Consider the following 26,208-nt stretch of genomic DNA (forward strand, 5'->3'; position numbering starts at 1 on the left):
CAGGGTGAGACAGTTACACGGTGACGACTGACATCCGGCTGGCCAGGCCCGCGGAGTACGAGGACGTGGGTTCGCTGACCGTGGACGCCTACGACGCGGACGGCTTCATCCCCAAGGGATCCGACTACGGGCTGACCCTGCGCAACGCGGCCGACCGCGCCGCGAAGGCGGAGTTGTGGGTGGCTGTGGACGGTACAGATCTGTTGGGCACGGTGACTTTCTGTGTACCCGGCTCGGTCTACGGCGAGATCGGGCGGGACGGGGAGGGCGAGTTCCGGATGCTCGGCGTCTCCGCTGCGGCCCGTGGGCGCGGCATCGGTACTGCGCTGTCGGTGCACTGCGTGGATCGCAGCCGCGCCCTGGGCTTTCACCGTGTCGTCTTGTCGAGCGCCAGCTACATGACCACAGCCCACCGCATGTACGGCCGCCTCGGCTTCACCCGCCTCCCCGAACGCGACTGGTCCCCCCGCCCCGGTGTCGACCTGTACGCCTTCTCCCTGGACCTATGACCGTCGTACTGGACCCCGCTGACTGGCAACCGCTGCAGGAAGCCCATGCACGTCGGGTGGATGCCTTGCTGGCCGATCACCTGGACCGCCGGCGCCGCGGCGAGAAGCACCCGGTCGAGGACTTCCTCTTCACCTACTACCCCACCCGCCCCAAGCAATTGCGGGTTTGGCACCCCGGCCCCGGCGTCGGCCTGCGCGGCGCCCAGTCCTACGAGGCCAAACGCGGCTACCTGTACGCCGACGACGTCGCGCGACTGGATCCGGCCGAGGTCACGCGGCGCGCCGACAGCATCACCTGGATCGGAAAGTTGCTGTCAGCAACCGCTTCCCGCCAGCCCCAGTTCGGCTGTTTCGGCCTGCACGAATGGGCCATGGTCTTTCGCTCCGACGAGATCCGCCACGACTGGCCGTTGCGGCTGGGCGCCGAGGGCACCGACCAGGTCGTGAAGTCGAGCAAGATCGCCTGCTCCCATTTCGACGCCTTCCGCTTCTTCACCACCCCAGCCCGGCCGTTGAACGTCCTGCAACCAACACGCGAGTCCCAACCCGCCCTCGAGCAGGGCGGCTGCCTCCACGCCAACATGGACCTCTACAAGTGGGCCACCAAACTGATGCCCTTCACCCCCAGCACCTTGTTGCTGGACTGCTTCGAACTGGCCAAGGACATCCGCACCCTCGACATGCGCGCGTCCCCGTATGACTTCGCCACTTTGGGCTACTCCCCCGTCGAGATCGAAACCCCAGCCGGCAAAGCGCAGTACGCAGCGGCCCAACGCACCTTCGCCGGCCGCGCCCGCCCACTCCGCCAACAGCTCGCAGACCTCTGCGACCAACTGCTTCAGGGCGTGTAGGGCGTCCCGCCGAACAGCGCGTTGAACCTGGTGGCTGTGGACGGCTTGAGCTTGCCGTTGACGCGAAGAAGGGCGGAGTCGAACGTGTAGTCGTACTCCGTGCCCAGCATCGGGATCTCCTTCAGATTCTTCTGGATGTAGGCGGCGCGATCGGTCGCATCCTTCGCCGACGGCCAGATCTCGATCATCGCCCCACAGTCGGCGCTGGGCTCGTCGCAGGTCAGCGCCGAGTCGTAGAGCACGGCCGCGTCCAGATAACCGGTAGGCCGGCCGATCAAGTTGTTCGGATTCCCGATGCTCGGCCCGGCCTTCTTCCCCGACCTCCACCAGACAGCCTTGACCAGCCCCGCGATCCCATGGAGCGAGTACCTAGACGGCCTACGACCAACACCGAACCCCAGTGCCGGCCTTGGGAACCGTGCGGAGCCGACCATGAGTGCATCGCGAGCGCAGCAGTGGAACGACTTCCTCACCGCACTCGACCTCGTCGGCCAGCTCTCCTTTCCCACCGGAAGTTCGGTTAGCAAGCTGGCGTGAGCTCTTGTTCAAGGTTGTTGGATAAGCTTGAATAAGGGTGTGGCCAGGGTTGAGTTGCATCGGTGGCCGGGGCAGCCGGATGGGTTCACCCGGGCCGAGCGCTTGGGCGGGTCGTATGAGTTGTATTTTCCGGATCCGTTGGTTGGGCGGGAGTTCGACCTCAGCGATGAGGTGCTGGCCGCATTGGAGGATGCGGCTGGGGATCTGGCCCGGCTGGATGCGACTGCCGCGGTACTGACGAACAGTGAGGCGTTGGCTCGGTTGTTGTTGCGGGCTGAGGCTGTGGGGTCTTCGCAGATCGAGGGACTGGTGGTGGGGGCTCGGCGGCTGCTCAAGGCTGAGGCGTTGCGGGACAGTGGGCGGCATCATGATGTGACGGCCGAAGAAGTGTTGGGGGCCGTCGACGCGATGGTGTGGGTGACCGAGTCGGTGCGGATCGGGGACAAACTCGAGGTCGAGCATGTGCTGGAGGCGCATCGGCGGTTGATGGCGCATTCGCCGAATCCGGAGTTCGGGGGTGAGGTGCGTTATCTGCAGAACTGGATCGGTGGGCGGTCTCCGGCCGAGGCGTACTACGTGCCGCCGCCGGCGCATCTGGTTCCCGAACTACTCGCGGACCTGATGACCTTCATCCGCGAGTCACCGCTGCCGGTGCTGGCCAAGACCGGCATCGCGCACGCACAGTTCGAGACGATCCATCCCTTTGCCGACGGCAACGGTCGCACTGGGCGCGCACTGATCCACCTGGTACTACGAGCCGAGGGTCTCGTCGAACGCAGCGTGCCTCCGGTGTCGCTATCCCTTGCCACACACGCAACCCAGTACGTCGAAGCGCTCACCGCCTTCCGCCACACAGGCAAGGCGACGAACGCCCGCGCCCGAAGCGCCGCGAACGAATGGCTGCTGATGTTCGCCACCGCCTGCAGTCATGCGACCGCCGAGGCCGCCCGCTTCGAACGCACCGCCGCGGACCTCAAAACCACCTGGCGCGAGCGAGCCGCCCCGGTCCGCGCCGGCTCGGCCGTCGACCTGCTGATCGAAACCCTGCCCGCGGCCCCCGTCCTCACCCTCGCAGCCGCCGCCGAACTCATCGGCCGCTCCCAACAGGCTGCCAACCAGGCTCTCGCCCGCCTGACCGAGTGCGCAGTACTCCGCGAACTCACCGACGGTCGGCGGAACCGCGTGTACGAGGCGCCCGAACTGATAGACGCCTTCACCCTCCTGGAACGCCGCTTCGCCAGCCCCGCCTCCGACACCCGGGTCGAGTCGCCGAACCGACCGGTCCCGTCCGCCCCGGCGAGACCGGCCGACTGACCTACTCAACCCCGCTGTCCCGTTCAACCCCAATCTCCTGCTCAACCCCACTCTCCCGCTCACCCCGGACAAGTCGGGTCGCGGGAAGAGTCTGGCGGCCCCGTCCCCCGACGGGGCCGACAACCAACGATCAGCGACATGTCTTTCACCTCCGTCTCACCAGCGCTTCACGCCGGGCGGCTAGCAGATCGCTACCAGTGACACCAGCACCAACACGCTGTCCTGGTTGACTTTCTGGCTCCCGGCGTTGAACAATTCGAACACATGTTCGAGCGTTGGACCAAATCGGGGAGTGTGAGGATCTGTGATGCCGGAGCCGTTCGACTGGGAGATCTTGCAGCGGCCGTCTGCGATGGCGATGGTGCGCGGGCAGCTCGGCTTCAGCTGGATGGTGTTGTCCGGGCGGTTGGCGGCACTGACCGACGAGGAGTACTTCTGGCGGCCGAGCAGCGAGGCGCTGACCGTCGTCCGCCGGCAGTACGCGGGGCGGTTCAGGTCGCTCGGGTCGGGTGAGTGGGTCGCGCAATGGCCGGACGAGCCGGACCATCGCGGACCACGGACGATCGCCTGGCTGATCGCACACCTGACCGAGACGTTCTTCGAGCGGTGGGAGTGGACCTTCGGCGCGAGCCGACAAGGCCGCGCCGACATCACCCTCCACGGCAACGCCCAGGACGCCGTCGCCTGGCTCACCCACTGGGTCGAAGCCTGGCGAGACTCCATCGCCAACCTCGACGAGGACCAAGCCATGACCGTAGGCCTCAGCCAAGCCACCGAACTGGACGCCGCCGAGCCCTTCGGCCACGTGGTCCTCCGCCTCAACCGCGAGCTGATCCACCACGGCTCCGAGATCATGACCCTCCAAGACCTCCACGCCCTGGCGGCCTGACCGCACACCCCCGATCCCTGGTCGTCGAGGCGGAGGCCGCTCCATCCACCGCTCAGGAGCGCGCCTCGGCGACCAGGCCAACCGTCACACCGCCCACCCGATCCGCTCCCAAACCCTCGGGCGGCCAGAGGGTCGGCTGTCAGGAGAGCAGTTTGGTGGCGAGGTCCCAGACCTGGTCGAAGGCGTTGATTTCGGTGGGGTTGAAGCGGTTCTTGGTGACGGCTACCGAGATCCCGGTGGCGGTGTCCGCGTAGGCGGCAGAGCCACCGATGCCGACCATGCCGAAGACGGTCGGTGGAGCAGGGCGCATGCCGAGCTGGCCGATCGTGTAGCCGAGGCCGTACTGCGCCGGGCCGCCGGTCATCTCGTCCAGGCCGGTGGTGGAGAGGGCTGAGATCTCCTGCAGACGGGAAGGCGACAGCAGACGTACGCCGTCGACTTCGGACATCAGCGCGGCGTACATGCGAGCCATACCTCGAGCGGTGACGGTCCCCCAGGCCGGGATGTCGGCCATCGTCACGGCGGTGTTGTTGGCCAGAGCCGCATTGGGGAACAGCGATCGTGGGCCCGACTTGAAGAGCGGAAAGTCCGGCGGCAACGAAGCGAACATGGCCGCGCCGGCCGGGTCGTCCTCGAAGTGGGCAACACGATCGAGCTCCGAGGCCGGTACACCGAAGTACAACTCCCCCGCGATCCCCAGCCGGGCACCGATCCCAGCAGACAGCACCGAGGAGATCGGCTCGCCGCAAACCCGGCGGACGACCTCGCCGAGGATGAACCCGAAGGTGACCGCGTGATACCCGACCCGCGACCCCGGCACCCACCATGGCTCCAGCGAAGCGATCACCGAACACATCGCCTCCCAATCGCAGAACCGCGACAACGTCAGATCCGCAGGCACCGCCGGTACGCCGGCCGAGTGCGTCAGCACATGCCGGATCGTCGTCCCCTCCTTGCCATGAGCCCCGAACTCCGGCCACACCGAAGCCACCAATGTGTCGTACGACAACACCCCCTCCTCCACCAGCACATGGACGACGGTCGACGTCACCCCCTTCACCGTCGACGCGGCATAGAACAGCGTGTCCGACGCAACCGGCCGACCGGGAGCGGCCATCCCCGCCACGGCATCCACGATCAACTCGCCCCGGCGATAGACAGCGGCCTGCACGCCGTTCTCCGCACCCGACGCCACCAGACCCTCGATCGCGTCCACAACCTGCTCCTGCAATAACTCGTTCATACCAGCTCCTCGTTGACGACTCCCGGTACCGGGTCGGAGCCGCTGCGCCAAACTTGACATCGCACCCGAGATGCGTTTTTCACACAAGATGTGCGACACGCGGCGCGTCGAGACACTAGATGTGGGGTTCAGCGGGTTAAGGTCACATCACTGGTCGACAGGGGAATCCGGTGGAAATCCGGGGCTGCCCCGCAGCGGTAAGCGGATGAAGCAGTCCCGTGAGCCCGAATACCTGCGACCGGTGCGCGTGCCGCCGGCACGCGCTGTCCGAGACCTCGAGGGCGGGTCGCAGGGCGAGCAAGCGACAGGTCGTGCAACGCCGGTGTACCGCACCGGCGAGGAAGTCCCAGCAACTCGGTGCACCACCGGCCGGTCGGCGCAGCACAGTGGGTCGGTGCGATGGCGCCGCGCCGCGGGTGGCGCCGGGTAGAGCGGGCTGCGCGGCTCTGGTGCGGGAACTCGTCGTGCGCTTCCCCGGGGTCCCGGTCGTCAAGAGACTCGCGTGGAGAGAGCGCTTGTGACCATCGTTTCTGCGGGCAAGGCGGCCCAGGCCGCACCCCCGAACCAGCTCACCGTCGTCCGCCGGGACGGCAACAGCACCGCCTTCGACCCGACCAAGATCTCGGTCGCCCTCAGCAAGGCGTTCCTCGCCGTCGAGGGCAGCGAGGCCGGCGCCAGCCACCGCGTCCGCGACCTGATCGCCGACCTCACCGCCAAGGTGGTCGACGCGCTGACCGGCCGCGGCCGGCACAGCGTGCAGGTCGAGGACATCCAGGACCAGGTCGAGCTGGCGCTGATGCGGGCCGGCGAGCACCAGGTCGCGCGCGCCTATGTCCTGTACCGCGAAGAGCGCGCCAAAGCCCGTACGCCGGAGAACGCGGCCGAGCTGAGCACCAGCGACAGCACGAACAACACACCCGCCCGGCCCGTGATCAACGTCCGCGCCGCCGACGGCAGCACCACTCCCCTGGACGTCGACCGGCTCCGCGTCATCGTCGCCGAGGCAGCGGCGGGCCTCGACGCCGTGGATGCCGAGCTGATCCTCGACGAGACGCTCGGCTCCTGCTACGACGGCATCGCGCAGCATGAGGTCGAGCTCGCCCTGGTGATGGCGGCTCGCGGGTACGTCGAGACGGAACCGGAGTACAGCTACGCCGCTGCACGCCTCCTGCTCGACCAGATCCGTCGCGAGACGCTCGGCCGGGTGCACGGTGAAGCGCGGCAGGCGAGCCAGGCCGACATGGCCACGGCGTACGTCGACTACTTCCCTCAGTACATCCAGACCGGTATCGACGCGGGCCTACTCGACCCCGAGCTGGCCACGTTCGACCTGGCCAAGCTGGCTGCCGCGATCAAGCCCGAGCGCGACCTCAACTTCGCCTTCCTCGGCCTGCAGACCCTGTACGACCGGTACCTGCTGCACATCGACAAAACAAGGTTCGAGCTGCCGCAAGCGTTCTTCCTGCGAGTAGCGATGGGCATCTCGCTGAAGGAGGAGCACCGCGAGGACCGCGCGATCGAGTTCTACGAGCTGCTCAGCTCGATGCGGTTCATGTCGAGCACGCCGACCCTGTTCAACTCCGGTACGACCCGCCCGCAGCTGTCGAGCTGCTTCCTCACCACGGTCGACGACGACCTGTCCGGCATCTTCGCCGGCATCCGCAACAACGCGCTGCTGGCGAAGTACTCGGGTGGTCTGGGCAACGACTGGACCCCGGTGCGCGGGATCGGCGCCAAGATCCGCGGCACCAACGGCGAGTCGCAGGGCGTCGTGCCGTTCCTGAAGATCGCCAACGACACCGCCGTCGCGGTCAACCAGGGTGGCAAGCGCAAGGGCGCGGTCTGCGCGTACCTCGAGACCTGGCACATGGACATCGAGGAGTTCCTCGACCTGCGCAAGAACACCGGTGACGAACGTCGCCGCACGCACGACATGAACACGGCCAACTGGGTGCCCGACCTGTTCCTGCAGCGGGTCGAGTCCGGTGGCGACTGGACGCTGTTCTCGCCCGACGAGGTGCCGGATCTGCACGACCTTTACGGCGCCGCGTTCAAGACGGCCTACGAGAACTACGAGCACAAGGCCGACCAGGGCGAGATCCGGGTGTTCCGCCGGGTCAAGGCCGTCGACCTGTGGCGCCGGATGCTGACCGTGCTGTTCGAGACCGGTCACCCGTGGATCACCTTCAAGGACGCGTGCAACCTGCGCTCGCCGCAGCAGCACGACGGTGTGGTGCACTCGTCGAACCTGTGCACCGAGATCACCCTGAACACCACCGTCGACGAGACCGCGGTCTGCAACCTGGGATCGGTCAACCTGGTCGCCCACCTGACGGACACCGGTCTCGACGCCGAGCTTCTGAAGCGCACCGTCAAGACGGCCGTCCGGATGCTCGACAACGTGATCGACGTGAACTTCTACACCACACCCGAGTCGGAGCGAGCGAACCAGCGCCACCGCCCGGTCGGCCTCGGCCTGATGGGCTTCGCCGACGCGCTCTTCGCACTGCGCATCCCGTACAGCTCCGACGCCGCCGTCGCGTTCGCCGACAGCTCGATGGAGCAGATCAGCTACCACGCGATCGAGGCGTCCAGCGATCTGGCCGCCGAGCGCGGCCGGTACCAGACGTACGAAGGCTCGCTGTGGAGCCAGGGCATCCTGCCGATCGACTCGCTCGAGCTGCTGCGCCAGGCGCGCAACGGCGATCTGACCGTCGACACGAGCAAGCAGCTCGACTGGGACGCGCTGCGCGGCAAGGTACTCCGCGAAGGCATGCGCAACTCCAACGTGCTGGCGATCGCGCCGACCGCGACGATCTCCAACATCTGCGGGGTCAGCCAGTCGATCGAGCCGATCTACCGCAACCTGTTCGTGAAGTCGAACATGTCCGGCGAGTTCACCGTCGCCAACCCGTACCTGGTCGCCGACCTCAAGGCGCGCGGGCTGTGGGACCAGGTGATGGTCTCCGACCTCAAGTACCACGACGGCATCCTGTCCCAGATCGACCGGGTCCCGGCCGACCTGCAGGAGCTGTACGCGACCGCGTTCGAGATGGACCCGCTGTGGCTGGTCAAGGCCGCGTCGCGCCGGCAGAAGTGGCTCGACCAGGCACAGTCGCTCAACCTCTACATGACGGCGCCGTCGGGCAAGGCGCTCGACGAGCTGTACCGGTCGGCCTGGCGGTACGGGCTCAAGACCACGTACTACCTGCGCTCCCAGTCGGCCACGCACGTCGAGAAGTCCACGCTGCAAGGCACGGACGGCCGGCTCAACGCAGTACCAGTCGCGCTGCCTGAACCCACAGGTGCCGTTTGCTCAATCGAAGACCCTGACTGCGAGGCCTGCCAGTGACGACCACAGGATTGGGTGAGATCACCCTCGGAGCGGCCCGGATCGACGTCACCGACAAGGCGATGATCAACGCCCGGGCGGACGTCAACCAATTGCTGCCACTCAAGTACCAATGGGCCTGGGACAAGTACCTTGCCGGGTGCAACAACCACTGGATGCCGACCGAGGTCTCGATGCAGGCCGACATCGCGCTGTGGAAGTCGAAGGACGGGTTGACCGAGGACGAGCGGCTGATGCTGAAGCGCAACCTCGGCTTCTTCGCCACCGCGGAGTCGCTGGTCGCGAACAACATCGTGCTCGCGGTCTACCGCCAGCTGACCAACCCCGAGTGCCGGCAGTACCTGCTGCGCCAGGCGTTCGAGGAGGCCGTGCACACGCACACCTTCCAGTACATCTGCACGTCGCTCGGGCTGGACGAGGGCGAGCTGTTCAACATGTACCGCGAGGTGCCGTCGATCTCCGACAAGGACGCGTGGGCGCTCAAGTACACACAGCACTTGGAGGACCCCGACTTCAAGACCGGTACGCCGGAATCGGACACGGACTTCCTGCGCGACCTGATCGCGTTCTACGTGGTCTTCGAGGGCATGTGGTTCTACACCGGGTTCGCGCAGATCCTGTCGCTCGGCCGGCGCAACAAGATGGTCGGCATCGCCGAGCAGTACCAGTACATCCTGCGCGACGAGTCGATCCACCTGAACTTCGGCATCGACTGCATCAACCAGATCAAGCAGGAGAACCCGCACCTGTGGACCCCGCAGTTCCAGGCCGAGGTCCGTCAGATGCTGACCGAGGCATGTGAGCTCGAGGTCGCGTACGGCCGTGCCACCATGCCCAACGGCATGCTCGGCCTCACCGCGGACCTGTGCGAGCAGTACATGCACTTCGTCACCGACCGTCGCGCCGAACAGATCGGCATCGCCCCGATCTTCGGCGAGACCCGCAACCCGTTCGGCTGGATGTCGGAAATGATGGACCTGAAGAAGGAGAAGAACTTCTTCGAATCCCGAGTCATCGAGTACCAATCGGGCGGCGGCCTGAGCTGGGACTGAGCCTCGAGCGTCCGGGGAACCGCCTCCCGTGGTTCCCCGGACCTCCCGGTTTGGCATGCTTGCGGTCCCACACATCGCCCAGTGAGGACCAAAATGCCCAAGCGAACCGCGGCACTCGTCGTTCTCGCGGTGGCCGTAGCCGCCGCGGCCCTGACGATCGTCCTCGACTGGGGTTGGTCCGCCTGGATCGCCACCCTGGCGATCGCTGCCGTCGCGCTGATCGTTGCCACCTGGCGGTCCAGGCCGGTACTGCGAACTGCCGCGGTGGTTGCCGCCGTAGCCGTCGTCGCGGCCGGAATCCTCGTGGTCCGCGTCCCGCCGATCAGATCGGCGGGCTGGGAGTCCGGATCGGACGCACGCCTGATCGCGGCGGACGACCAGCTCGCGGTCCTGCTGAACCAGAAGACTCACGCGGTGCAGGGTCGTGCGATCTCCGATGGCCGCGAAGTGTGGAAGAACAGTTTCGGCAGCTCAGGCACGGTCCGGTCGCAGCAGCTGGGAACGGATGCTGTCCTTCTGTATGGCGACAACCAGGCCTCGGTCGTTTCGCTCGCCGATGGCAAGACCCGCTGGCAGCAGGACGTCGGACAGCAGGAGCCATTCACCACGAACGGCGATGTCGTCGTGTTCAGCGGCGGCAAGACGACGACGGGTGTCGAGGTACAGACCGGCAAGAAACTCTGGACCTACTCCGGTGAGGCGACCGCCGGGTCAGGTGGACAGAGCTCCTACAACGCGAGGCGTTGGGTACCCCGATCCGACTGGATCGTCATTCGCGGTGACTCCGAATCGGCGCCGGTCACCGTGCTCGACGCGCGCACCGGCCAGGTGGCGGCCACCGTACAGGTCAAGAGCAACGACTTCGTTGTCGCCGGCAAGAGCTTCGTCGAGTTCGGCTACACCAAGCTCGGCCGTCGGCTGGCCAAGGGAACTCCGCTCGCGGGCGGGAAACCCTGGCAGGCCGAGTTCGCACGCTCCAACAGCCAGGAGTCGCTGGACGTCGTCGACGGCAAGGCGCGAGCTCTCTACGACACCAAGGCCGTCTACCTCGACCCCGGGAGCGGCACCGTACGCGAGGTCCCCATCGAGGACGACTGGTCCGTGAACTGGTTCAACGGCGGCTTCGGCGGCCGGTACGTCGCGGTCGAGCAGCGCGACCGCGATCGATCGGTCGACGCCTGGGCAGTGGCCGACACGATCACCGGCAAGCTGGTGAACCTCGCCGGACGCGGACAGACAGTCGATCTGAGCATCGAACAGTTCTCGAACGACACAGCGATCTCACGCACCACCGTGGTCGACGCGGTGGGTGCCAAGAGCGACCGCTACGCCTGGATCACCGACGGCGTCGAACACGGCCAGATCTCAACCGCCGGCTCCCGCCAGCGCGTCGGGTCCGCCGCCGGCGTCGTCCAGCTAGGCCAACGAATCCTGGTACTCCGCAAGGACTGAAGTAGTCACCTTGATCTGGCTCAGCTGTGGGTTTCGGCCAGCAGGTTCAGTACTTCGGTGGTGGTGCCGGATTCGCCTAGGCGGGGGAAGATCCAGTCGAGGCTGTTGCGGTGGGCGGTCTCGTTGAGGTCGGTCATGGCGTCGGTGGCGAGGGTGATGTTGTAGCCGTGTTCGTAGGCGGCGCGGGCGGTGGATTCGACGCCGATGCTGGTGGCTACGCCGGTGAGGACGACCTGGGTGATGCCCCGGCGGCGGAGGTGGAGGTCGAGGTCGGTGCCGTAGAAGGCGCCCCAGTTGCGCTTCACCACGACGATGTCCTCGGGGTGGCCGGCCAGGTCGTCGACGATTCGGGCTGCGTTTTCGGCTGGTGTGCCGCCGGACCGGCGGACGCGTTCGGTGCGGCCGGGGAGGCTGTCGGCAGGAGTGGTGTCGACGCGGACCAGTACGACGGGGAGCTGTCTGGCGCGGAAGGCGTTGGCCAGTTCGACCGAGCGGGCGACCACCTCGGCGGTGGACAACGGCGTACCGGGGAGTGCGACGACGGCGTTCTGCAGGTCGATGACGACGAGCGCGGTCTTCGGGTCGAGGGTGGTGAGCGCCACGAGAGGCCTTTCAGGTGGGTTGGCCGATCCGGCGGAGGGAGCGGTCCAAGGCGGTGATGAGCAGCAGCAGAGAGCTGGTGATCAGGAGGAAGAACGACAAGTGATGGAGGCCGGTGGTCGAGGCGCCGGTCTTGAAGAAGGTGGCGTTGGCAGCGGCGGCGATGAGCGCGCCGAGGTAGGTGCCAGTACGGAGCAGGCCGGCCGACGAGCCCATCCGGGCCGGATCCGCCTGGTGGTAGAGCGCGTTCTGGTTGGCGAGACCGTTGAGTCCTTGCGGAAAGCCGGCCGTGACGCCGAGGGCGACGAGCAGCCAGAGAGCGCTCCCCGCATCGGCCAGCTGGAGGCCGGCGGCGGCGAGCAGCAGGATGAGGCTTCCGGCAACTAGTTTGGCCCGTACCTGGGCCCGCCGGCCCGTGATCGCGGTGATCACGATCGCGGCACCTGACATCGGCAACAGCACCAGCCCGGCCGCGGAGGCGCTCAGCGAGCGCGCCTCCTCCAGCCATTGGGCGAACCCGTACAGGAACGAATAGCTGACCACGAACGACAGCACCTGCCGCGCATACGTCGCGAGCAAAGGCGCGTTGCCGCCCAGCACACGCAAGTCGATGAACGGTTCCAGCGTACGAAGCTCCCGCCGGGCAAAGGCCGCGCCGAAGGCAATCGCCAGCACTGGCAGGTACAAGCGAGACACGGCCGGCAGCATCAGGAAGACCATCAGCGACACCAGCATCGCCGCGAACAACACGATCCCCGCATAGTCCAACCGCTGCCCAGCCCGTACGCCGGTAGCGCGCCGAGGCAGCCAAAACCAGCCGAGCAGGACGCAAGCGATCGACAGCGGCACGTTGATGGTGAAGATCAGATGCCAGCCACCCACCCCGATCAGAACGCCGCCGAGCGTCGGGCCGATCACCGCGATCACCTGGTTGGCGATCGACAAGGCGCTCAGCACGCCGGTCGGGCTCTCCTGGCCGGTACGGTCAGCCTCGCTCCGGATCAGCGACATCGAGGCCGGGTACGCGGCCGAAGTACCGAAGCCGAGCAGTACCCGCGAGGCGATCAGGAAGCCGAGATTGGGGGCCAACGCGCCCATCAGCCCGGCGATCCCGACCAGCGCGGTGCCGATCAGGTAGAGCCGGCGCGGTCCGTACGTGTCGACGAGCTTGCCCATCACTGGCTGGCCGACCGCCGTCGCCAGGTACAGGCCCGTGACCAGCCAGGCCGTCTGGGACGGCGGGATGCCGAAAGCAGCGCCGATCGGGATCAGCGCGACCGCCAGCATCGACGAGTTGATCGGGTTGAGGATCGAGCCGAGCATCATCGGCGCGATCAACTTCCGATCGAAACCCGCAGAGCTCACGCCTGGGTCACTTCATCCAACAGTGCGAGCGCCTGGATGATGGTCTGCCGCTGCTCCTCGGTGCACTTCTCCTGCAAGGTCGCGGCCAGCCATTCCTGCCGGACCTGTCGATCGCCCTGCAACCGCTCGACACCCGCCGTGGTCAGCGAGATCAGCTGCTTGCGACCGTCGTCGGGATCGGGGGTCCGCTGGACGAAGCCCAGCTCCACCAGGACCGCGACGGTGGCCGCCATCGACTGCGGGCGGACGCGCTCGGCAGCAGCGAGATCGCTGGCAGAGGCCACGCCGTGCTTGTCGAGCCGGCTCAGCACCGCCTCCTGCGAAGGCGTCAGATCATCGGACGCCGCCAGGGCCCTCAGCCGCCTGCGAAGGCGCCCGAAGGTCACCCGCACCTCGCTGGCCGCGAGCGCGGCGGACTCCGAGATCTCCATGCCTTCGACTCTAAACTCTTCAGTTCAGACTGTCCAGTTCAAACTGTCTATATTTATTGTTGGCGCGACCAACAATTGCGAGCTATCGTTGGTCGCACCAGCAAAGGAGAGCGTGATGATCGAGCCGTTCACCATCGACGTACCGCAGGCCGACCTCGACGACCTGACCCAGCGCCTGAAGCACACCCGCTGGCCCGACGAGCTACCCGGCGTGGGCTGGGACTACGGGATCCCGCTCGCCAGAGTGAAGGAGCTGGCCGAGTACTGGGCGACCGGCTTCGAGTGGCGCAAGCACGAGGCGCGGCTCAACGAGCTGCCGCAGTACACCACCGAGATCGACGGGCAACGGATTCATTTCGTGCATGTGAGATCAGCCCGAGAAGATGCGTTGCCGCTGATCCTGACCCACGGCTGGCCGGGCTCGTTCCTCGAGTTCGAGCAGCTCATCGAGCCACTCAGCGAGAACTTCCACCTGGTGATCCCCTCCATCCCAGGCTTCGGATTCTCCGGCCCGACGCATGAGAAGGGCTGGGGTGTCCCCCGGGTCGCCGAGGCCTGGGCGACCCTGATGAGCCGCCTCGGCTACGACCGGTACGGTGCCCACGGCGGCGACTTCGGGTCCGGGATCTCCCGCGCGCTGGCCGGCATCGCACCCGACAACGTGGTCGGCGTCCACCTCACCTACTTGCCCGGCCCGCCGCCGGCCGGCGTGACCTTCGACCTCGACGAGGAGGACACCCGGCGGCTGGACCGGATCAAGCAGCTGATCGCCAACCGCCCGGCGTACCAGTCCCTGCAGGCGACCCGCCCGCAGACGATCTCGTACGCCCTGACCGACTCGCCCGTCGGCCAGCTCGCCTGGATCGCCGAGAAGTACACCGAGTGGACCGACCCGGAGTCGGAGATCTCCCCCGACGAGATCCTGACCAACATCTCCCTCTACTGGCTCACCGGCACGGCCGGCTCAGCCGCCAGACTCACCAAGGAAACCGCCGGCATCGCGCCACCGATCTGCAAAGCACCGATCGCCGTCGCGGTAATGCCCCACGACATCACCCTGGCCGTCCGGGCTCACGTCGAGTACTTGTTCGACGTCCACCAATGGACCGAATTCGACCACGGCGGCCATTTCTCCGCCATGGAGGTCCCCGAAGCACTGGCCGCCGACATCACGACCTTCTTCGCAAGCCTCAGCAGTAGCTGACCTCGAGGACGCCGATGATCTTGTCGAGGCGGGCGGCGACCCGGCCGGCGTCGAAGCCGTTGCCTTCGACAACGATGCGCAGCGTGCTGGTCTCCAGGCACAGCTGGAGTTCGCGGACGTCGTACGGGTTGAGCTGGACCGCGATCCGGGCGAGCAGGCCGCGGGTCTCGACCACCTGCGCGGTGAAGGTGGTGAGGATCCGTTCCGGTACTACGTAGCCGACCGGTTCCAGGGTTGCCAGCGTGGTCATCGCACGACCTCCTTGTGACGAAGCAGACCGTAGGTGACGCCGTCGACCAGCGCCTCCCACGAAGCCTCGATGATGTTGTGGCCGACCCCGACGGTGAGCCACGAACCCTCGCCGTCGGCGGTCTCGATCAGGACTCTGATCACCGCGTCGGTGCCGTGACCCTGGTCGAGGATCCGGACCTTGTAGTCGACCAGGTCGAACTTGTTGACCACCGGATAGGCGCGCTCGATCGCCGCCCGCAAGGCGTGGTCGAGCGCGTTCACCGGGCCGTTGCCCTCGCCGGTGACGATCTCGCGATCGCCACCGGCGACGAGCTTGACCGTCGCCTCCGAGACCGCTTCACCGTCGGCGCGCGATTCTGTGATCACCCGCCACGACTCGACGTCGAAGAAGCTGACCCGTTCGCCCGCGACCTCTTCGGTCAGCAGCAGCTCGAACGACGCGTCCGCGGCCTCGAACGTGTAGCCGCGCGACTCCATCTCCTTCACCCGGTCCGTCACCCGGCTGACCAGGTCGCGGTCGTTGCCGAGGTCGAAGCCGAGCTCGCGGCCCTTCAGCTCGACGCTCGCCCGGCCGGCCATCTCCGAGACGAGCATCCTCATGTCGTTGCCCACCAGGGCCGGATCCGTGTGCTGGTAGAGATCGGGATCCACCTTGATGGCACTGGCGTGCAGTCCCGCCTTGTGGGCGAAGGCTGACACACCGACGTACGGCTGCCGGGTCGACGGCGGCACGTTCGTCACTTCGGCGATCGCGTGCGCGATCCGGTACGACTCGGCGAGCCGTCCGGGCGGGAGAAGTTCCATCCCGCGCTTGAGTTCGAGATTGGCCACGACCGCGAGCAGATCGGCGTTACCGGTCCGCTCGCCGTAGCCGTTGATGGTGCCCTGTACGTGCGTGCAGCCCGCCTCGACCGCGGCGATCGAGTTGGCGACCGCGCAGCCGCCGTCGTTGTGGGCGTGGATGCCCAGGCGGGCGCCGGTGTTCTCGAGGACGTCGCGGACGACGTCCTGCAGTTCGCGCGGAAGCGTTCCACCGTTGGTGTCGCAGAGCGCGACCACGTCGGCGCCGGCCTCGGCCGACACCCGGACCACCTCCAGCGCGTACGCCCGGTTGGCGCGGTAGCCGTCGAAGAAGTGCTCGGTGTCGAGGAAGACCCGCTGGCCGTGCTCACGCAGGTGCCGGACGGTGTCGGCGATCATCCGCAGGTTCTCGTCGAGGGTCGTCCGCAAGGCCCGCTCGACGTGCGCGTCGTGGCTCTTGGCAACCAACGTGACGACGGCCGCGCCGGACTCGCGGAGGGCGGCGACTTGCTGGTCGTCGGCTGCCGGCGTACCGGGCTTGCAGGTGGCGCCGAACGCGGCGAAGGTCGCGTGCCGCAGGTGCAGCTCGGTCCGCGCCCGCTGGAAGAACTCGGTGTCCTTGGGCACCGCGCCCGGCCAGCCGCCCTCGATGAAGCCCACACCCAGGTCGTCCAGGTGCTGGGCGATGGCGATCTTGTCGGCCACTGACAACGCCAGACCCTCCTGCTGCGCGCCGTCGCGCAGGGTGGTGTCGTAGACGTGGAACTCGTCGGTTGTGCTCACGGAATCGCCTTCCGGTGGGGGCTTCAGGCAAACAAAAAACCTCCCGCAAAGTGCGAGAGGTCTGCGCGCTCAGGTGCTGCTTGGCTGAGCGCGCTAGTCGATAATGATCTGGTAGCTCTTCATGACATTTGGCAGTCTGCCATAGGAATTCCGGCGCGCGGCCGATTGTCTCGAAAAGCGAACATCCAGTACGTCAGCCTGTACTACGTCGCTCACCGGAGTACTGAATTACGCGGTCAGCGACCACCCCGGGTCGTCCCAGGCAGCGTAGAAGTCCTCCCGGCTGAGCGGGCGAAGACCCCATTCGTCGCGGTTCAGCCCTTCCTCGGTGAGCGCTCCGTCCTCGTCCTCGAGCCGCTGCCACCAGTACCGCAAGACGTGCCGTCCTCGCCGACCTGCAACTGCCGGACGATGACCCACTCACGCTCGTGCCAGACCGCCTCGAACAGCCAGTCCGTGCCGTACTCGTCCGCGCGCGCCCCGAAGGTGCGGGCACCGGTCCCCCGGTCGAGGTCGCGGATCAGCTCCACAGACGCCCGATAGGCCCGCACGGTGTCCGGCTGCCAGCCGCGTTGTTCGGCCAGCTCCGCGTAGTACGCCTCAACCTCATCCGGAAAGCCGCTCATAACCTCGCCTTCGACTGGCTGCCAGTCCTTCGACCCTACCGGGCCGGCCCCGGCCGGGGCCTGAGAGGATCCTGATGAAATCCGCTGGGTCGAGAGGACACGATGAAGCAATCCCCGTTCCGGCTGGCATCGGTTGCCTGCGGCATCGCCGCGCTCCTGGTGCTGGCGCCGACCTGGTTCACCTTCCACGGATCGCCCGGGCACGAGGCCTACAAGGCCAGTGGCTTCGGGCTGACCGGGGTGATTCCCGGTCAGGACCATTCGCCGACCGGAGGCGCCGGCGTTCTGATGGTGTTCCTCTGCGTGGTGGCCGCGATCGCCCTGCTGGTGATCCCGCCCGACGACAAGGCCGCCATGGTGCTGGCCGTCGCCGGCCTGATCGCCACCGGCGTCATCCTCGCTGATCGGGGCCCCAAGATGGTCGGGGTCTCGGCGACCTGGGCCCCCTACGTCGCTGCAGCCGTCTGGCTGGTCGCGGTCGTCGTCTGCCGCCGGGCGCAGCCGCCCAGCAAGAAGCCCCGGCGACTCTGAGGTTCGCCGGGGCTCCTGCGCTGGCTTTCAGCAGACCTTGGTCATCCAGCCGTGGGTGTCGGTGGCGCGACCGTACTGCAGGTCGAGCAGGGCCGAGCGGACGGCTGCGGTGACCTTGCCACCCTCGCCGTCGGCCACCTGGACCTCGCCGCCGTTCCACTTCAGCGAGGCGACCGGGGTGATCACTGCGGCGGTACCGCAGGCGAACACCTCCTGGATCCGGCCGGACGCCGCCCCGTCGCGCCACTCGTCGATCGAGATCTTTCGCTCGGTGACGGTGTAGCCGAGATCGGTGACCAGCTTCAGGATCGAGTCCCTGGTGATGCCCTCGAGGATGGTGCCGGACAGTTCCGGCGTGACGACGGTGCTGTCGTCGAGGACGAAGTACAGGTTCATCCCGCCGAGCTCTTCGACCCACTTCTTCTCGACCGCGTCGAGGAAGGCGACCTGGTCACAGCCCTGCTCGATGGCCTCGGCCTGGGCGAGCAGCGACGAGGCGTAGTTGCCACCCGTCTTGGCTGCGCCCGTACCACCCGGGGCGGCTCGCGTGTACTCCTCGCTGAGCCAGATCCGGACCGGCTTCACGCCCTTGGCGAAGTACGAGCCGGCCGGTGAGGCGATCGCGCAGTACGTGACCTGGGCCGACGGACGGACGCCGAGGAACGGGTCCGAGCCGAACATGAACGGCCGCAGGTACAGCGAGGTCTCGCCGCCGGTGGGGACCCAGGCCTTGTCGATCTCGATCAGCTTGCGCAGCGAGTCGAGGAAGGCCTCCTCGGGCAGCTCCGGCAGCGCGAGCCGCTTCGCGGAGCGGTTGAACCGCGCCGCGTTCGCCTCGGGCCGGAACATGTGGATCGAGTCGTCAGGGTGCCGGTAGGCCTTCATCCCTTCGAAGATGGTCTGGGCGTAGTGGAACACCGAGGTCGCCGGAGAGAGCTCCAGCGGTCCGAAGGCGGTGATCCTCGCGTCGTGCCAGCCGTTGTCCCGGGTCCAGGTGGCGATCGCCATGTGGTCGGTGAAGTACTGCCCGAACCCTGGGTTCGCCAGGATCTGGGCGCGCTGGTCGTCGCTGGCCGGTTGGGTGTTTGGCTCAACGGTGAACTGCAAATCCGCGCTCATAAGCGCACCGTACCTGTTGAGGAAGTGGTCATGCGAGCCTCCGTTGTCAGCCCGCGGCGCGCTTCGCGATGGCGTCACCGATCTCGGAAGTCGTCCGGGCGGCGCCGGTCCGCTCCTCGATGTCGGCCGTGACGGCCGCCTCGATCGCCGCGGCCGCCTCGGTCAGGCCGAGGTGGTCGCAGAGCAGGGCGGTGGACAGGATCGCTGCCGTCGGGTCCGCCTTCTGCTGGCCGGCGATGTCCGGCGCGGAGCCGTGCACCGGCTCGAACATGCTCGGCGCGGTCTTGTCCGGGTTGATGTTGCCGCTCGCGGCCAGCCCGATGCCACCGCTGATCGCGGCGGCCAGGTCGGTGATGATGTCGCCGAACAGGTTGTCGGTGACGATCACGTCGAAGCGGGCCGGGTCGGTGACCAGGAAGATGGTCGCCGCGTCCACGTGCAGGTAGTCGACGGTGATGTCGGGGAACTCGGTCGCGACCGCGTCGACGGTCCGCTTCCAGAGATGACCGGCGTACACGAGCACGTTGTTCTTGTGGACGAGTGTGAGCTTCTTGCGCGGCCGCGCCTGCGCCCGGGCGAACGCGTCACGGACGACCCGCTCCACGCCGTACGCCGTGTTGACGGAGACCTCGGTGGCGATCTCGGCCGGCGTGCCCACCCGGAGCGCGCCGCCGTTGCCGGTGTACGGGCCTTCGGTGCCTTCGCGGACGACGACGAAGTCGACCTCGCCCGGGTTGGCCAGCGGCGAGCCGACACTCGGGTAGACCTTCGACGGGCGCAGGTTCACGTAGTGGTCCAGTGCGAAACGGAGCTTGAGGAGCAGACCGCGCTCGAGCACCCCGGACGGTACGGTCGGGTCGCCGACCGCGCCGAGCAGGATCGCGTCGTGGCCGCGGATCTCCTCGAGCTCGGCGTCCGGCAGCGTCTCGCCGGTCTCGTGCCAGCGCTTCGCGCCGAGGTCGTACTCCGTGCGCTCGAACGTGACGCCGTAGTTCGCGCTGACCGCGTCGAGGACCTTGAGCGCCTCGGCGGTGACCTCGGGACCGATCCCGTCGCCACCGACAACGGCCAGCTTGAACGACTTGTTGGTGCTCACTTCTTGGGTTCTCCCCCGTTGTCGCGGCGGTTCATGGCCTCTTGGACTGGTTGGGTCTCAGGCGTACGTGGGGCGGGACGGCGACGGCGGGCGGCCTTGCGCTCGCGTCCGTCGACGACCTTCCAGTTGGCCGGATACATGTCGTACATGCTGCTCTCCCGTTTGGTCTGGTGCTGTCACAAACGGCCGACGACTGGCACTACCGGGCGGGAGGTACGCCGAAACCCGCGCCGGGGAGGTCGGCCTTAGCGGACCCCGGCGCGGCAGCGAATAAGGCGTACCACGAACTGCATGATGGGTCCGAAGATACTCTGGCGTCCGACTATTTCGCCACAATGCGGGCATCCTGTCCCGGTATGTGAGATACCAGTGACACAACTGGACCAATGCTGTGCAACTCTCAACCGGTGAGTGCTCCCCCAGAACTGCCGCCGCTGGTTTCAGCGGCCCTCAGCCTGTCCGGACGCCGTGGATTCGTCAGCGCGACGCGCAACGAGACCGGCCGATTGCTCGCCACCCTGGCGGCTTCCCGGACCGGAACGCTCGGCGAGGTCGGTACCGGCTGCGGCGTCGGCTCGGCCTGGCTGCGGCACGGCGCCACCGACGACACCAAGATCGTCACCGCCGAGAGCGATCCGCAGCTGGCCCAGGTGGTCAAGGAACTGTTCGCCGACGACGGCCGGATCGAGGTCCTCTCGGCCGACTGGACCGCCCTGATCGAGCGCGGCCCCTTCTCCCTGCTCTTCGTCGACGCCCGCGAGGCCAAGCTCTCCGCCCGCGACGTGATCGCCGAAGCAGTAGAGCCCGGCGGCTTCGTAGTCCTCGACGACTTCACCCCGTCCGCGGTCTGGCCCCCCATGTACGAAGGCCGGGTCGACACGCTGCGCCAGGAATGGCTCCAGGACAAACGCTTCACCACCGTCGAAATCATGGTCGCCACCGACGCCGCAGTCCTCCTCGCCACCAAGCGGTAGGTACACCTCCGAGGGGCAATACTCCGCCCACGCCGGCTCGTACCTCGCCTGCTCCCCACCCCCAGCTACTCGTAGAGGTTGCATGATGGGCGGTGCTGGACCGCTCATCTGAACTTTGGAGTAGACATGCAGACATCGCTGAAGCTTTCGAACGGCACTGAGATCCCCACCCTCGGTCTGGGGGTCTGGCAGGTGCCGGACGGGCCGGTCACCGAGCGGGCGGTGGCCGCGGCGCTCGAGGCGGGGTACCGGCTGATCGACACGGCCCAGGCCTATGGGAACGAGTCGAGCGTCGGCCGGGCGATCCGGAGCAGCGGCGTACCGCGGGAAGAGATCTTCCTGACAACGAAGTTCCTCCCCAGCCGCCGCGACCCGCTGGCCGAGATGGAGAAGAGCCTGCGGCGGCTCGACACCGACTACGTCGACCTGTACCTGGTCCACTGGCCCCAGGGCGGCCCGACGGCGGCATGGCCCGGCATGGAAGCCGCCCACGCTGCCGGCCTGGCCAAGGCGATCGGCGTCTCCAACTTCAGCGCCGCCGAACTCGCCGAAGTGTCACGGACTGCCGAGGTCGCACCGATGGCCAACCAGTTCCAGTACAGCCCGTTCCTGGACCGTCGAGCCCTGGTCGACGCCTGTGTAGCCGCAGGCGTAGTCCCCCAGGGCTACAGCCCGCTGGGCACCGGCGAACACCTGGACGACCCGGTCGTAGCCAAAATCGCCTCCACCACCGGTCGCACCGCCGCCCAGGTCCTCATCCGCTGGTCCCTCCAACGAGGCGTCTCAGTAATCCCCAAGTCCTCCACCCCATCCCGCATCCAGGAGAACTTCGGAGCCCTCGACTTCGAACTGGACGAGGACGCGATGTCAGCCCTGGACGCCCTGGACACCACCGGCCACACCCCCGACGCGAAAGCCCCTGGCCAGAAGTGGTGGTCCTGACCGGGCCGACGTTGCCGGCCACGAAGATCGTCAAGGCGGTCCAGATCAGCAGGAATCCGGCCAAGCGTTCGGCGGGCATCGGTTCGCCGAACGCGAAGACGGCCAGCAGGAACTGCACGGTCGGCGTGAGGTACTGCAGCAGTCCGAGATAGGTCAGCGGGATCCGGCGGACGGCCCCGGCGAAGAACAACAGCGGAATCGCCGTGGCCGGGCCGGCGGCCGCCAGGAGGAGCGACGTCGACCAGCCCGCGTGCCCGAACCCGGCACGTCCGGCGTACTCGAGCCAGACCAGATACCCCACCATGAACGGCAGCACGACCGTCGCCTCGACCGCGAGTCCCTCGACCGCGGGTGTCACCGCTTTCTTCTTCAGTACGCCGTACGCCGCGAAGCTGAGCGCCAACCCGGCCGCCACCCAAGGCACGCGACCGTAATCGATCGCCAGCCACGCCACTCCAGCAGCCGCCAGACCGAGCGCGAGCCATTGCCCTCGCCGGAGCCGTTCGCGAAACAGAACCACTCCGAACAGGACCGTGATCAGCGGGCTGATGAAGTAGCCGAGCGAGGTCTCCACCACCCGCCCGTGATTCACGCCCCAGATGTAGAGGTACCAGTTGAACGCGATCACCGTCGCGGCAGCGGCCAGGTACCGCAGCGCGGCTGGCCGCTGCCTCAGCGCCCGCCACCAACCGGACTGCGGGCGCAACCACAGCAGCAACGCGATGAACACGAGGGTCCAGACGAACCGGTGAGCCAGCACCTCCACCGCACCGGCGCCGTCGAGAAGCCGCCAGTAGAGCGGCAGCAGTCCCCAGATCCCGTACGTCGAAGCGCCGTACAGGAGGCCGCGCTTCATTTCAGGACGCGGTACTTGAGGTGGGTGACACCGGGCGCCTCGACGGAGCGGATCTGTTCCAGCCGGACATCCCCGGTGGCGCCGAAGATGCGAGCACCACCGCCCAGCAGGATCGGTACGACGTGCAGCTCGAGCTCGTCCAGCAGTCCCGCGGCCAGGTACTGCCCGATGATGTCGCCGCCACCCCAGAGCATCACATCCTTCCCGCCGGCGGCCTCCTTCGCCTGGTCGAGGGCCGACTCGATCCCGTCGGTGACGAACCGGTACGTCGTACCCCCGGCCATCTCGACCGGCTCGCGCGGGTAGTGGGTCACCACGAACACGGGGTAGTGGTACGGCGGGTTGTCGCCCCACCAGCCCTTCCAGTCCTCGTCCACCCACGGGCCACCGCCGATCGGGCCGAACATGTTCCGGCCCATCACTGCGGCACCGATGTTCTCCCGCACCTCCTCGACGACCCGGTCACTCGCGTTGACCTCGCCGCCTTCCTTGTCGTGGCCCTCGCGCCAGCTCGCCAGCGGTACCACCCAGTCGTGCAGCCGCTCGCCACCCTCGCCGAGCGGGTTCTCCACGCTCTGGTTCGGGCCCGCGACAAAACCGTCCAGCGAGATCGAGATGTGGCACCTGAGCTTGCTCATCGTTCCTCCTCGGTTGTGGTTGTGATCCGAGCATGGAGGAGCGGAGAGATGACGTCTAATGCCAATATTCTGGCCGATCCATTGATATTCTCTATCAATGCTCAATCCGGTCCATCTCCAGATCCTGGCCTCGGTGGCGCGCCACGGCTCCGTGACCGAGGCGGCCAAGGAGCTGCACTACTCGCAACCGACGGTGAGCCACCACCTGGCCCGCCTCGAAGCATCGACCGGCGTCAAGCTCCTGCAGCGGGTCGGCCGAGGGATCCGGCTGACCCCTGAAGGTCGGCTGCTGGCCAACCGGGCCGCCGAGATCATCGGACGGATGGACGCGGCGGCCAACGAGCTGGCGGCGCAGGTCGGGCTACAGGCCGGCAAGGTCCGGCTGGCCGGCAACTCGTCCGTCCTGAGCACGATCGCGCCCAGAGCGGCCGGCATCCTGACCCGGACGTACCCGGGACTCGAGCTGAGCCTGATCGAGCGCCACCCCGTCGAAGCGTTGCAGCTGCTGCGTCACGGCGAGATCGACGTCGCCCTCATCTTCCGGTATGCCGACGCGCCCGCCGAGGACGAAGGGTTTCGCCTGGTCCGCATCGGCGACGATCCGGTCTATCTGATCAGCCAACGCCCGGACGACACTCTGGAGAGCCATCGCGACTCCGCCTGGATCGGCGGCTGCGAGCGATGCCAGGAGGAGCTCGTCACCGTCTGCCGGCGAGCAGGCTTCACGCCACGGATCGGGTCACTCAGCGACGACATGACCGTCGTACAAGCCTTCGTGGCCGCAGGCATCGGCGTCACCACCCTCCCCGGCCTCGCCCTCGAGGCGCACCGTCACCCCGACATCCACGCCACCAAGATCCCCAACCACACCCGCCAACTCCACGTCGCGACCTACGGCGATCCCCCCGATCCCCCCGCCGTCGCCGCCGTACTAGAAGCCCTGAAAGCCTTCGGACCAGCAGTACCAAGCTGAAAAGCAGGTGGGCCCAGGTGCTCCCGGTGGGAGGACCTGGGCCCTGGCCGGCCGCCATGCGCCTGCGGGCGGCAGGCCGGACCTGTTCACACAGTTTGCCCTTCCCCCGGGGCCCTAAGCGACCCCAGGGGTGTTTTAACTTCTCAGACCTCGAGGTCGACCGCGCGGGCGGTGTCGGCCTGTACTGCGGTCGCGATCTCGTCCAGGACCGCCGTCGGGATGCTGGAGTCGACGCTCAGTGCGACAAGTGCCTTGCCGCCCTTGCGGTCGCGGCTGACCTGCATGCCGGCGATGTTGATCTCGGACTTGCCGAGGATGCCGCCGACCTGGCCGACGATGCCGGGACGGTCCTCGTAGCTCAGGAACGCGAGGTGCGCCGCCAGCTCGACCTCGAGATCGAAGCCGTCGATCTCGACCAGCCGCTCGGACTGCTTGACGCCGACCAGCGTGCCGGAGACGGACACCTGCCCACCATCGGCGAGCGTGCCCCGCAGGGTGATCAGGTTGCGGTGCTCCGGGCTGTCGTGGTCGGTGACGAGCCGGACCTCGAGCCCACGCTCGGCCGCGAGCAGCGGCGCGTTCACGTACGACACGTTGTCCTCGACCACATCGGCGAACACGCCCTTCAGCGCCGCCAATTCGAGCACCTTCACGTCGTACTGCGTGATCTCACCGCGCACCTCGACATCCAGCTGCTGGGCGACGCCACCGGCCAGAGCGGTAAAGATCCGCCCCAACTTCTCAGTCAGCGCGATCCCCGGCCGGACGTCCTCGGCGATGACCCCGCCCTGGACGTTGACCGCGTCCGGCACGAGCTCACCCGACAGCGCCAGCCGCACGGACTTGGCGACGGCGATACCGGCCTTCTCCTGCGCTTCCTCGGTGGAGGCGCCCAGGTGCGGGGTGGCGACGACGTTCTCGAACTCGAACAACGGCGAGTCGGTGCACGGCTCCTTGGCGAAGACATCCAGCCCGGCCGCGGCCACCCGGCCTTCCTTCAAAGCACTGTAGAGAGCGGCCTCGTCGACGATGCCACCACGGGCGGCGTTGACGATGATCACCTCGGGCTTGACCTTGTGCAGCTGCTCGTCACCGATCAGCCCGATCGTCTCGGGCGTCTTCGGCAGGTGCACGGAGATGAAGTCGGACGCGGCCAGCAGCTCGTCCAGCGACGCGAGCCGGACACCCATCTGGGCCGCGCGGCCGGCCTGCACGTACGGGTCGTAGGCGATCACGTTCATGCCGAAGGCGGCCAGCCGCTGGGCGACCAGGACGCCGATCTTGCCCAGGCCGACGATGCCGACGGTCTTCTCGAACAGCTCGACGCCGGAGAACTTCGACCGCTTCCACTCGCCGTTCTTCAGCGACAGGTCGGCGGCCGGCACCCGGCGGGCGGCGGCCAGCAGCAGCGCGACGGCGAGCTCGGCGGCGCTGACGATGTTGGAGGTCGGCGCGTTGACGACCATCACGCCGGCCTGGGTGGCGGCCTTCACGTCGACGTTGTCGAGGCCGACGCCGGCGCGGGCGACCACCTTGAGCTTCTTGGCGGCGGCGAGCGCCTCGGCGTCCACCTTGGTGGCGGACCGGATCAAGATGGCGTCGACGTCGGCGATGGCCGGGATCAGCTCGGCGCGGTCGGCGCCGTTCGCGTGCCGGATCTCGAAGTCGGGGCCGAGTGCCTCGACGGTGGCCGGGGACAGTTCTTCGGCGATCAGGACGACGGGCCGTTGAGCGTCAGTCATGAGAGATGTCTCCTGCAGAAGCGGTTGGGGGCTCGAAGAGTCAGAGCACCGCGCTGTGCCCGCTGAACACGATGCT

General features: G+C 67.4%; 25 protein-coding genes, 1 pseudogene and 1 riboswitch. Of the genes and pseudogenes, 12 read left to right on the forward strand and 14 right to left on the reverse strand.

Annotated elements, in window-relative coordinates; translation table 11 throughout:
* Window positions 1-20: 20 nt before the first annotated feature.
* Together ABD116_RS00680 and ABD116_RS00685 are read left to right on the forward strand one after the other, a co-directional pair.
* Complete coding sequence (locus ABD116_RS00680) at window positions 21-509, forward strand: GNAT family N-acetyltransferase (RefSeq protein WP_343963621.1); 489 nt, start codon at window positions 21-23, stop codon at window positions 507-509.
* Window positions 506-1,360, forward strand: coding sequence for a 3-methyladenine DNA glycosylase (locus tag ABD116_RS00685; protein ID WP_343963623.1), 855 nt, complete (start codon window positions 506-508; stop codon window positions 1,358-1,360). The genes ABD116_RS00680 and ABD116_RS00685 overlap by 4 nt, the downstream gene beginning before the upstream one ends.
* Here the strand turns inward: ABD116_RS00685 and ABD116_RS00690 are convergent.
* Complete coding sequence (locus ABD116_RS00690) at window positions 1,348-1,638, reverse strand: hypothetical protein (protein WP_343963625.1); 291 nt, start codon at window positions 1,636-1,638, stop codon at window positions 1,348-1,350. The genes ABD116_RS00685 and ABD116_RS00690 overlap by 13 nt on opposite strands.
* A gap of 298 nt (window positions 1,639-1,936) precedes the next feature.
* On the opposite strand from ABD116_RS00690, the gene ABD116_RS00695 reads away from it, so the two are divergent.
* Together ABD116_RS00695 and ABD116_RS00700 are read left to right on the forward strand one after the other, a co-directional pair.
* Window positions 1,937-3,211, forward strand: coding sequence for a Fic family protein (locus ABD116_RS00695; RefSeq protein ID WP_343963627.1), 1,275 nt, complete (start codon window positions 1,937-1,939; stop codon window positions 3,209-3,211).
* Window positions 3,212-3,518: 307 nt separating this feature from the next.
* Window positions 3,519-4,100 carry a DinB family protein gene (locus ABD116_RS00700; RefSeq protein WP_343963629.1) on the forward strand — a complete coding sequence of 194 codons (582 nt, stop codon included), beginning with the start codon at window positions 3,519-3,521 and terminating at the stop codon, window positions 4,098-4,100.
* A 139-nt stretch (window positions 4,101-4,239) separates the two neighbouring features.
* Here ABD116_RS00700 and ABD116_RS00705 read toward each other — a convergent pair whose 3' ends face one another.
* Window positions 4,240-5,343, reverse strand: a complete 1,104-nt coding sequence (locus tag ABD116_RS00705) for a serine hydrolase domain-containing protein (RefSeq protein WP_343963631.1) — start codon at window positions 5,341-5,343, stop codon at window positions 4,240-4,242.
* A 116-nt stretch (window positions 5,344-5,459) separates the two neighbouring features.
* Window positions 5,460-5,597, forward strand: a riboswitch (cobalamin riboswitch).
* 263 nt (window positions 5,598-5,860) lie between these two features.
* On the opposite strand from ABD116_RS00705, the gene ABD116_RS00710 reads away from it, so the two are divergent.
* The 3 genes from ABD116_RS00710 (at window position 5,861) to ABD116_RS00720 (ending at window position 11,199) form a co-directional block, all read left to right on the forward strand.
* On the forward strand, window positions 5,861-8,695 hold the full coding sequence (locus tag ABD116_RS00710) for a ribonucleoside-diphosphate reductase subunit alpha (protein WP_343963633.1): 2,835 nt from the start codon (window positions 5,861-5,863) through the stop codon (window positions 8,693-8,695).
* On the forward strand, window positions 8,692-9,747 hold the full coding sequence (locus ABD116_RS00715; RefSeq protein ID WP_425552031.1) for a ribonucleotide-diphosphate reductase subunit beta: 1,056 nt from the start codon (window positions 8,692-8,694) through the stop codon (window positions 9,745-9,747). The genes ABD116_RS00710 and ABD116_RS00715 overlap by 4 nt, the downstream gene beginning before the upstream one ends.
* Before the next feature lie 93 nt (window positions 9,748-9,840).
* Complete coding sequence (locus ABD116_RS00720; protein WP_343963635.1) at window positions 9,841-11,199, forward strand: outer membrane protein assembly factor BamB family protein; 1,359 nt, start codon at window positions 9,841-9,843, stop codon at window positions 11,197-11,199.
* Between the two features lie 20 nt (window positions 11,200-11,219).
* On the opposite strand, the gene ABD116_RS00725 is transcribed toward ABD116_RS00720, so the two are convergent.
* From ABD116_RS00725 to ABD116_RS00735, 3 genes are read right to left on the reverse strand one after another with little or no spacing between them, the layout of a single operon-like run.
* A complete protein-coding gene (locus ABD116_RS00725; RefSeq protein ID WP_343963637.1) occupies window positions 11,220-11,801 on the reverse strand; it encodes an isochorismatase family protein in 582 nt (193 codons plus the stop codon).
* Between the two features lie 10 nt (window positions 11,802-11,811).
* A complete protein-coding gene (locus tag ABD116_RS00730; protein ID WP_343963639.1) occupies window positions 11,812-13,164 on the reverse strand; it encodes an MFS transporter in 1,353 nt (450 codons plus the stop codon).
* Window positions 13,161-13,595: a MarR family winged helix-turn-helix transcriptional regulator gene (locus tag ABD116_RS00735; RefSeq protein ID WP_343963641.1), complete on the reverse strand. Its 435-nt coding sequence runs from the start codon at window positions 13,593-13,595 to the stop codon at window positions 13,161-13,163. The genes ABD116_RS00730 and ABD116_RS00735 overlap by 4 nt, the downstream gene beginning before the upstream one ends.
* Window positions 13,596-13,710: 115 nt before the next feature.
* Between ABD116_RS00735 and ABD116_RS00740 the strand changes: the two genes are divergently transcribed.
* Window positions 13,711-14,799, forward strand: a complete 1,089-nt coding sequence (locus ABD116_RS00740) for an epoxide hydrolase family protein (protein ID WP_343963643.1) — start codon at window positions 13,711-13,713, stop codon at window positions 14,797-14,799.
* Here ABD116_RS00740 and ABD116_RS00745 read toward each other — a convergent pair.
* The 3 genes from ABD116_RS00745 to ABD116_RS00755 form a co-directional block, all read right to left on the reverse strand.
* On the reverse strand, window positions 14,786-15,049 hold the full coding sequence (locus ABD116_RS00745; RefSeq protein WP_343963645.1) for a hypothetical protein: 264 nt from the start codon (window positions 15,047-15,049) through the stop codon (window positions 14,786-14,788). The genes ABD116_RS00740 and ABD116_RS00745 overlap by 14 nt on opposite strands.
* On the reverse strand, window positions 15,046-16,635 hold the full coding sequence (gene cimA, locus ABD116_RS00750; RefSeq protein ID WP_343963647.1) for a citramalate synthase: 1,590 nt from the start codon (window positions 16,633-16,635) through the stop codon (window positions 15,046-15,048). The genes ABD116_RS00745 and cimA overlap by 4 nt, the downstream gene beginning before the upstream one ends.
* Window positions 16,636-16,949: 314 nt before the next feature.
* Window positions 16,950-17,261 carry a hypothetical protein gene (locus ABD116_RS00755; protein WP_343963650.1) on the reverse strand — a complete coding sequence of 104 codons (312 nt, stop codon included), beginning with the start codon at window positions 17,259-17,261 and terminating at the stop codon, window positions 16,950-16,952.
* 102 nt (window positions 17,262-17,363) lie between these two features.
* Between ABD116_RS00755 and ABD116_RS00760 the strand changes: the two genes are divergently transcribed.
* On the forward strand, window positions 17,364-17,792 hold the full coding sequence (locus ABD116_RS00760; RefSeq protein WP_343963653.1) for a hypothetical protein: 429 nt from the start codon (window positions 17,364-17,366) through the stop codon (window positions 17,790-17,792).
* Window positions 17,793-17,819: 27 nt separating this feature from the next.
* On the opposite strand, the gene ABD116_RS00765 is transcribed toward ABD116_RS00760, so the two are convergent.
* Genes ABD116_RS00765 through ABD116_RS00775 form a run of 3 tightly spaced genes read right to left on the reverse strand, consistent with a single transcriptional unit; the run spans window position 17,820 to window position 20,156 of the window.
* Complete coding sequence (locus ABD116_RS00765; protein WP_343963656.1) at window positions 17,820-18,911, reverse strand: branched-chain amino acid aminotransferase; 1,092 nt, start codon at window positions 18,909-18,911, stop codon at window positions 17,820-17,822.
* Between the two features lie 46 nt (window positions 18,912-18,957).
* Window positions 18,958-20,007 carry a 3-isopropylmalate dehydrogenase gene (locus ABD116_RS00770; RefSeq protein ID WP_343963659.1) on the reverse strand — a complete coding sequence of 350 codons (1,050 nt, stop codon included), beginning with the start codon at window positions 20,005-20,007 and terminating at the stop codon, window positions 18,958-18,960.
* The gene (locus tag ABD116_RS00775; RefSeq protein ID WP_343963662.1) at window positions 20,004-20,156 is read right to left on the reverse strand and encodes a hypothetical protein; all 153 of its coding nucleotides are present in this window, start codon (window positions 20,154-20,156) and stop codon (window positions 20,004-20,006) included. The genes ABD116_RS00770 and ABD116_RS00775 overlap by 4 nt, the downstream gene beginning before the upstream one ends.
* A gap of 258 nt (window positions 20,157-20,414) precedes the next feature.
* Here ABD116_RS00775 and ABD116_RS00780 point away from each other — a divergent pair, with 258 nt between their 5' ends.
* Window positions 20,415-20,981: an O-methyltransferase gene (locus ABD116_RS00780; RefSeq protein WP_328326545.1), complete on the forward strand. Its 567-nt coding sequence runs from the start codon at window positions 20,415-20,417 to the stop codon at window positions 20,979-20,981.
* 126 nt (window positions 20,982-21,107) lie between these two features.
* A complete protein-coding gene (locus ABD116_RS00785) occupies window positions 21,108-21,923 on the forward strand; it encodes an aldo/keto reductase (protein ID WP_343963667.1) in 816 nt (271 codons plus the stop codon).
* A 103-nt stretch (window positions 21,924-22,026) separates the two neighbouring features.
* On the opposite strand, the pseudogene rarD reads toward ABD116_RS00785, so the two are convergent.
* Window positions 22,027-22,779, reverse strand: a pseudogene (rarD, locus tag ABD116_RS00790) (EamA family transporter RarD); the annotation flags it as partial.
* The gene (locus ABD116_RS00795) at window positions 22,776-23,417 is read right to left on the reverse strand and encodes a dihydrofolate reductase family protein (protein WP_343963669.1); all 642 of its coding nucleotides are present in this window, start codon (window positions 23,415-23,417) and stop codon (window positions 22,776-22,778) included. The pseudogene rarD and the gene ABD116_RS00795, both read right to left, overlap by 4 nt.
* A gap of 97 nt (window positions 23,418-23,514) precedes the next feature.
* Here ABD116_RS00795 and ABD116_RS00800 point away from each other — a divergent pair, with 97 nt between their 5' ends.
* The gene (locus ABD116_RS00800; protein ID WP_343963671.1) at window positions 23,515-24,390 is read left to right on the forward strand and encodes a LysR family transcriptional regulator; all 876 of its coding nucleotides are present in this window, start codon (window positions 23,515-23,517) and stop codon (window positions 24,388-24,390) included.
* A 143-nt stretch (window positions 24,391-24,533) separates the two neighbouring features.
* On the opposite strand, the gene serA is transcribed toward ABD116_RS00800, so the two are convergent.
* Window positions 24,534-26,132 (reverse strand): phosphoglycerate dehydrogenase, encoded by a 1,599-nt coding sequence (gene serA / locus ABD116_RS00805; protein WP_343963673.1) that lies wholly within the window; start codon window positions 26,130-26,132, stop codon window positions 24,534-24,536.
* Window positions 26,133-26,208 lie beyond the last annotated feature (76 nt).

Source organism: Kribbella koreensis (genome assembly GCF_039525325.1).
GTDB classification, from domain to species: domain Bacteria; phylum Actinomycetota; class Actinomycetes; order Propionibacteriales; family Kribbellaceae; genus Kribbella; species Kribbella koreensis.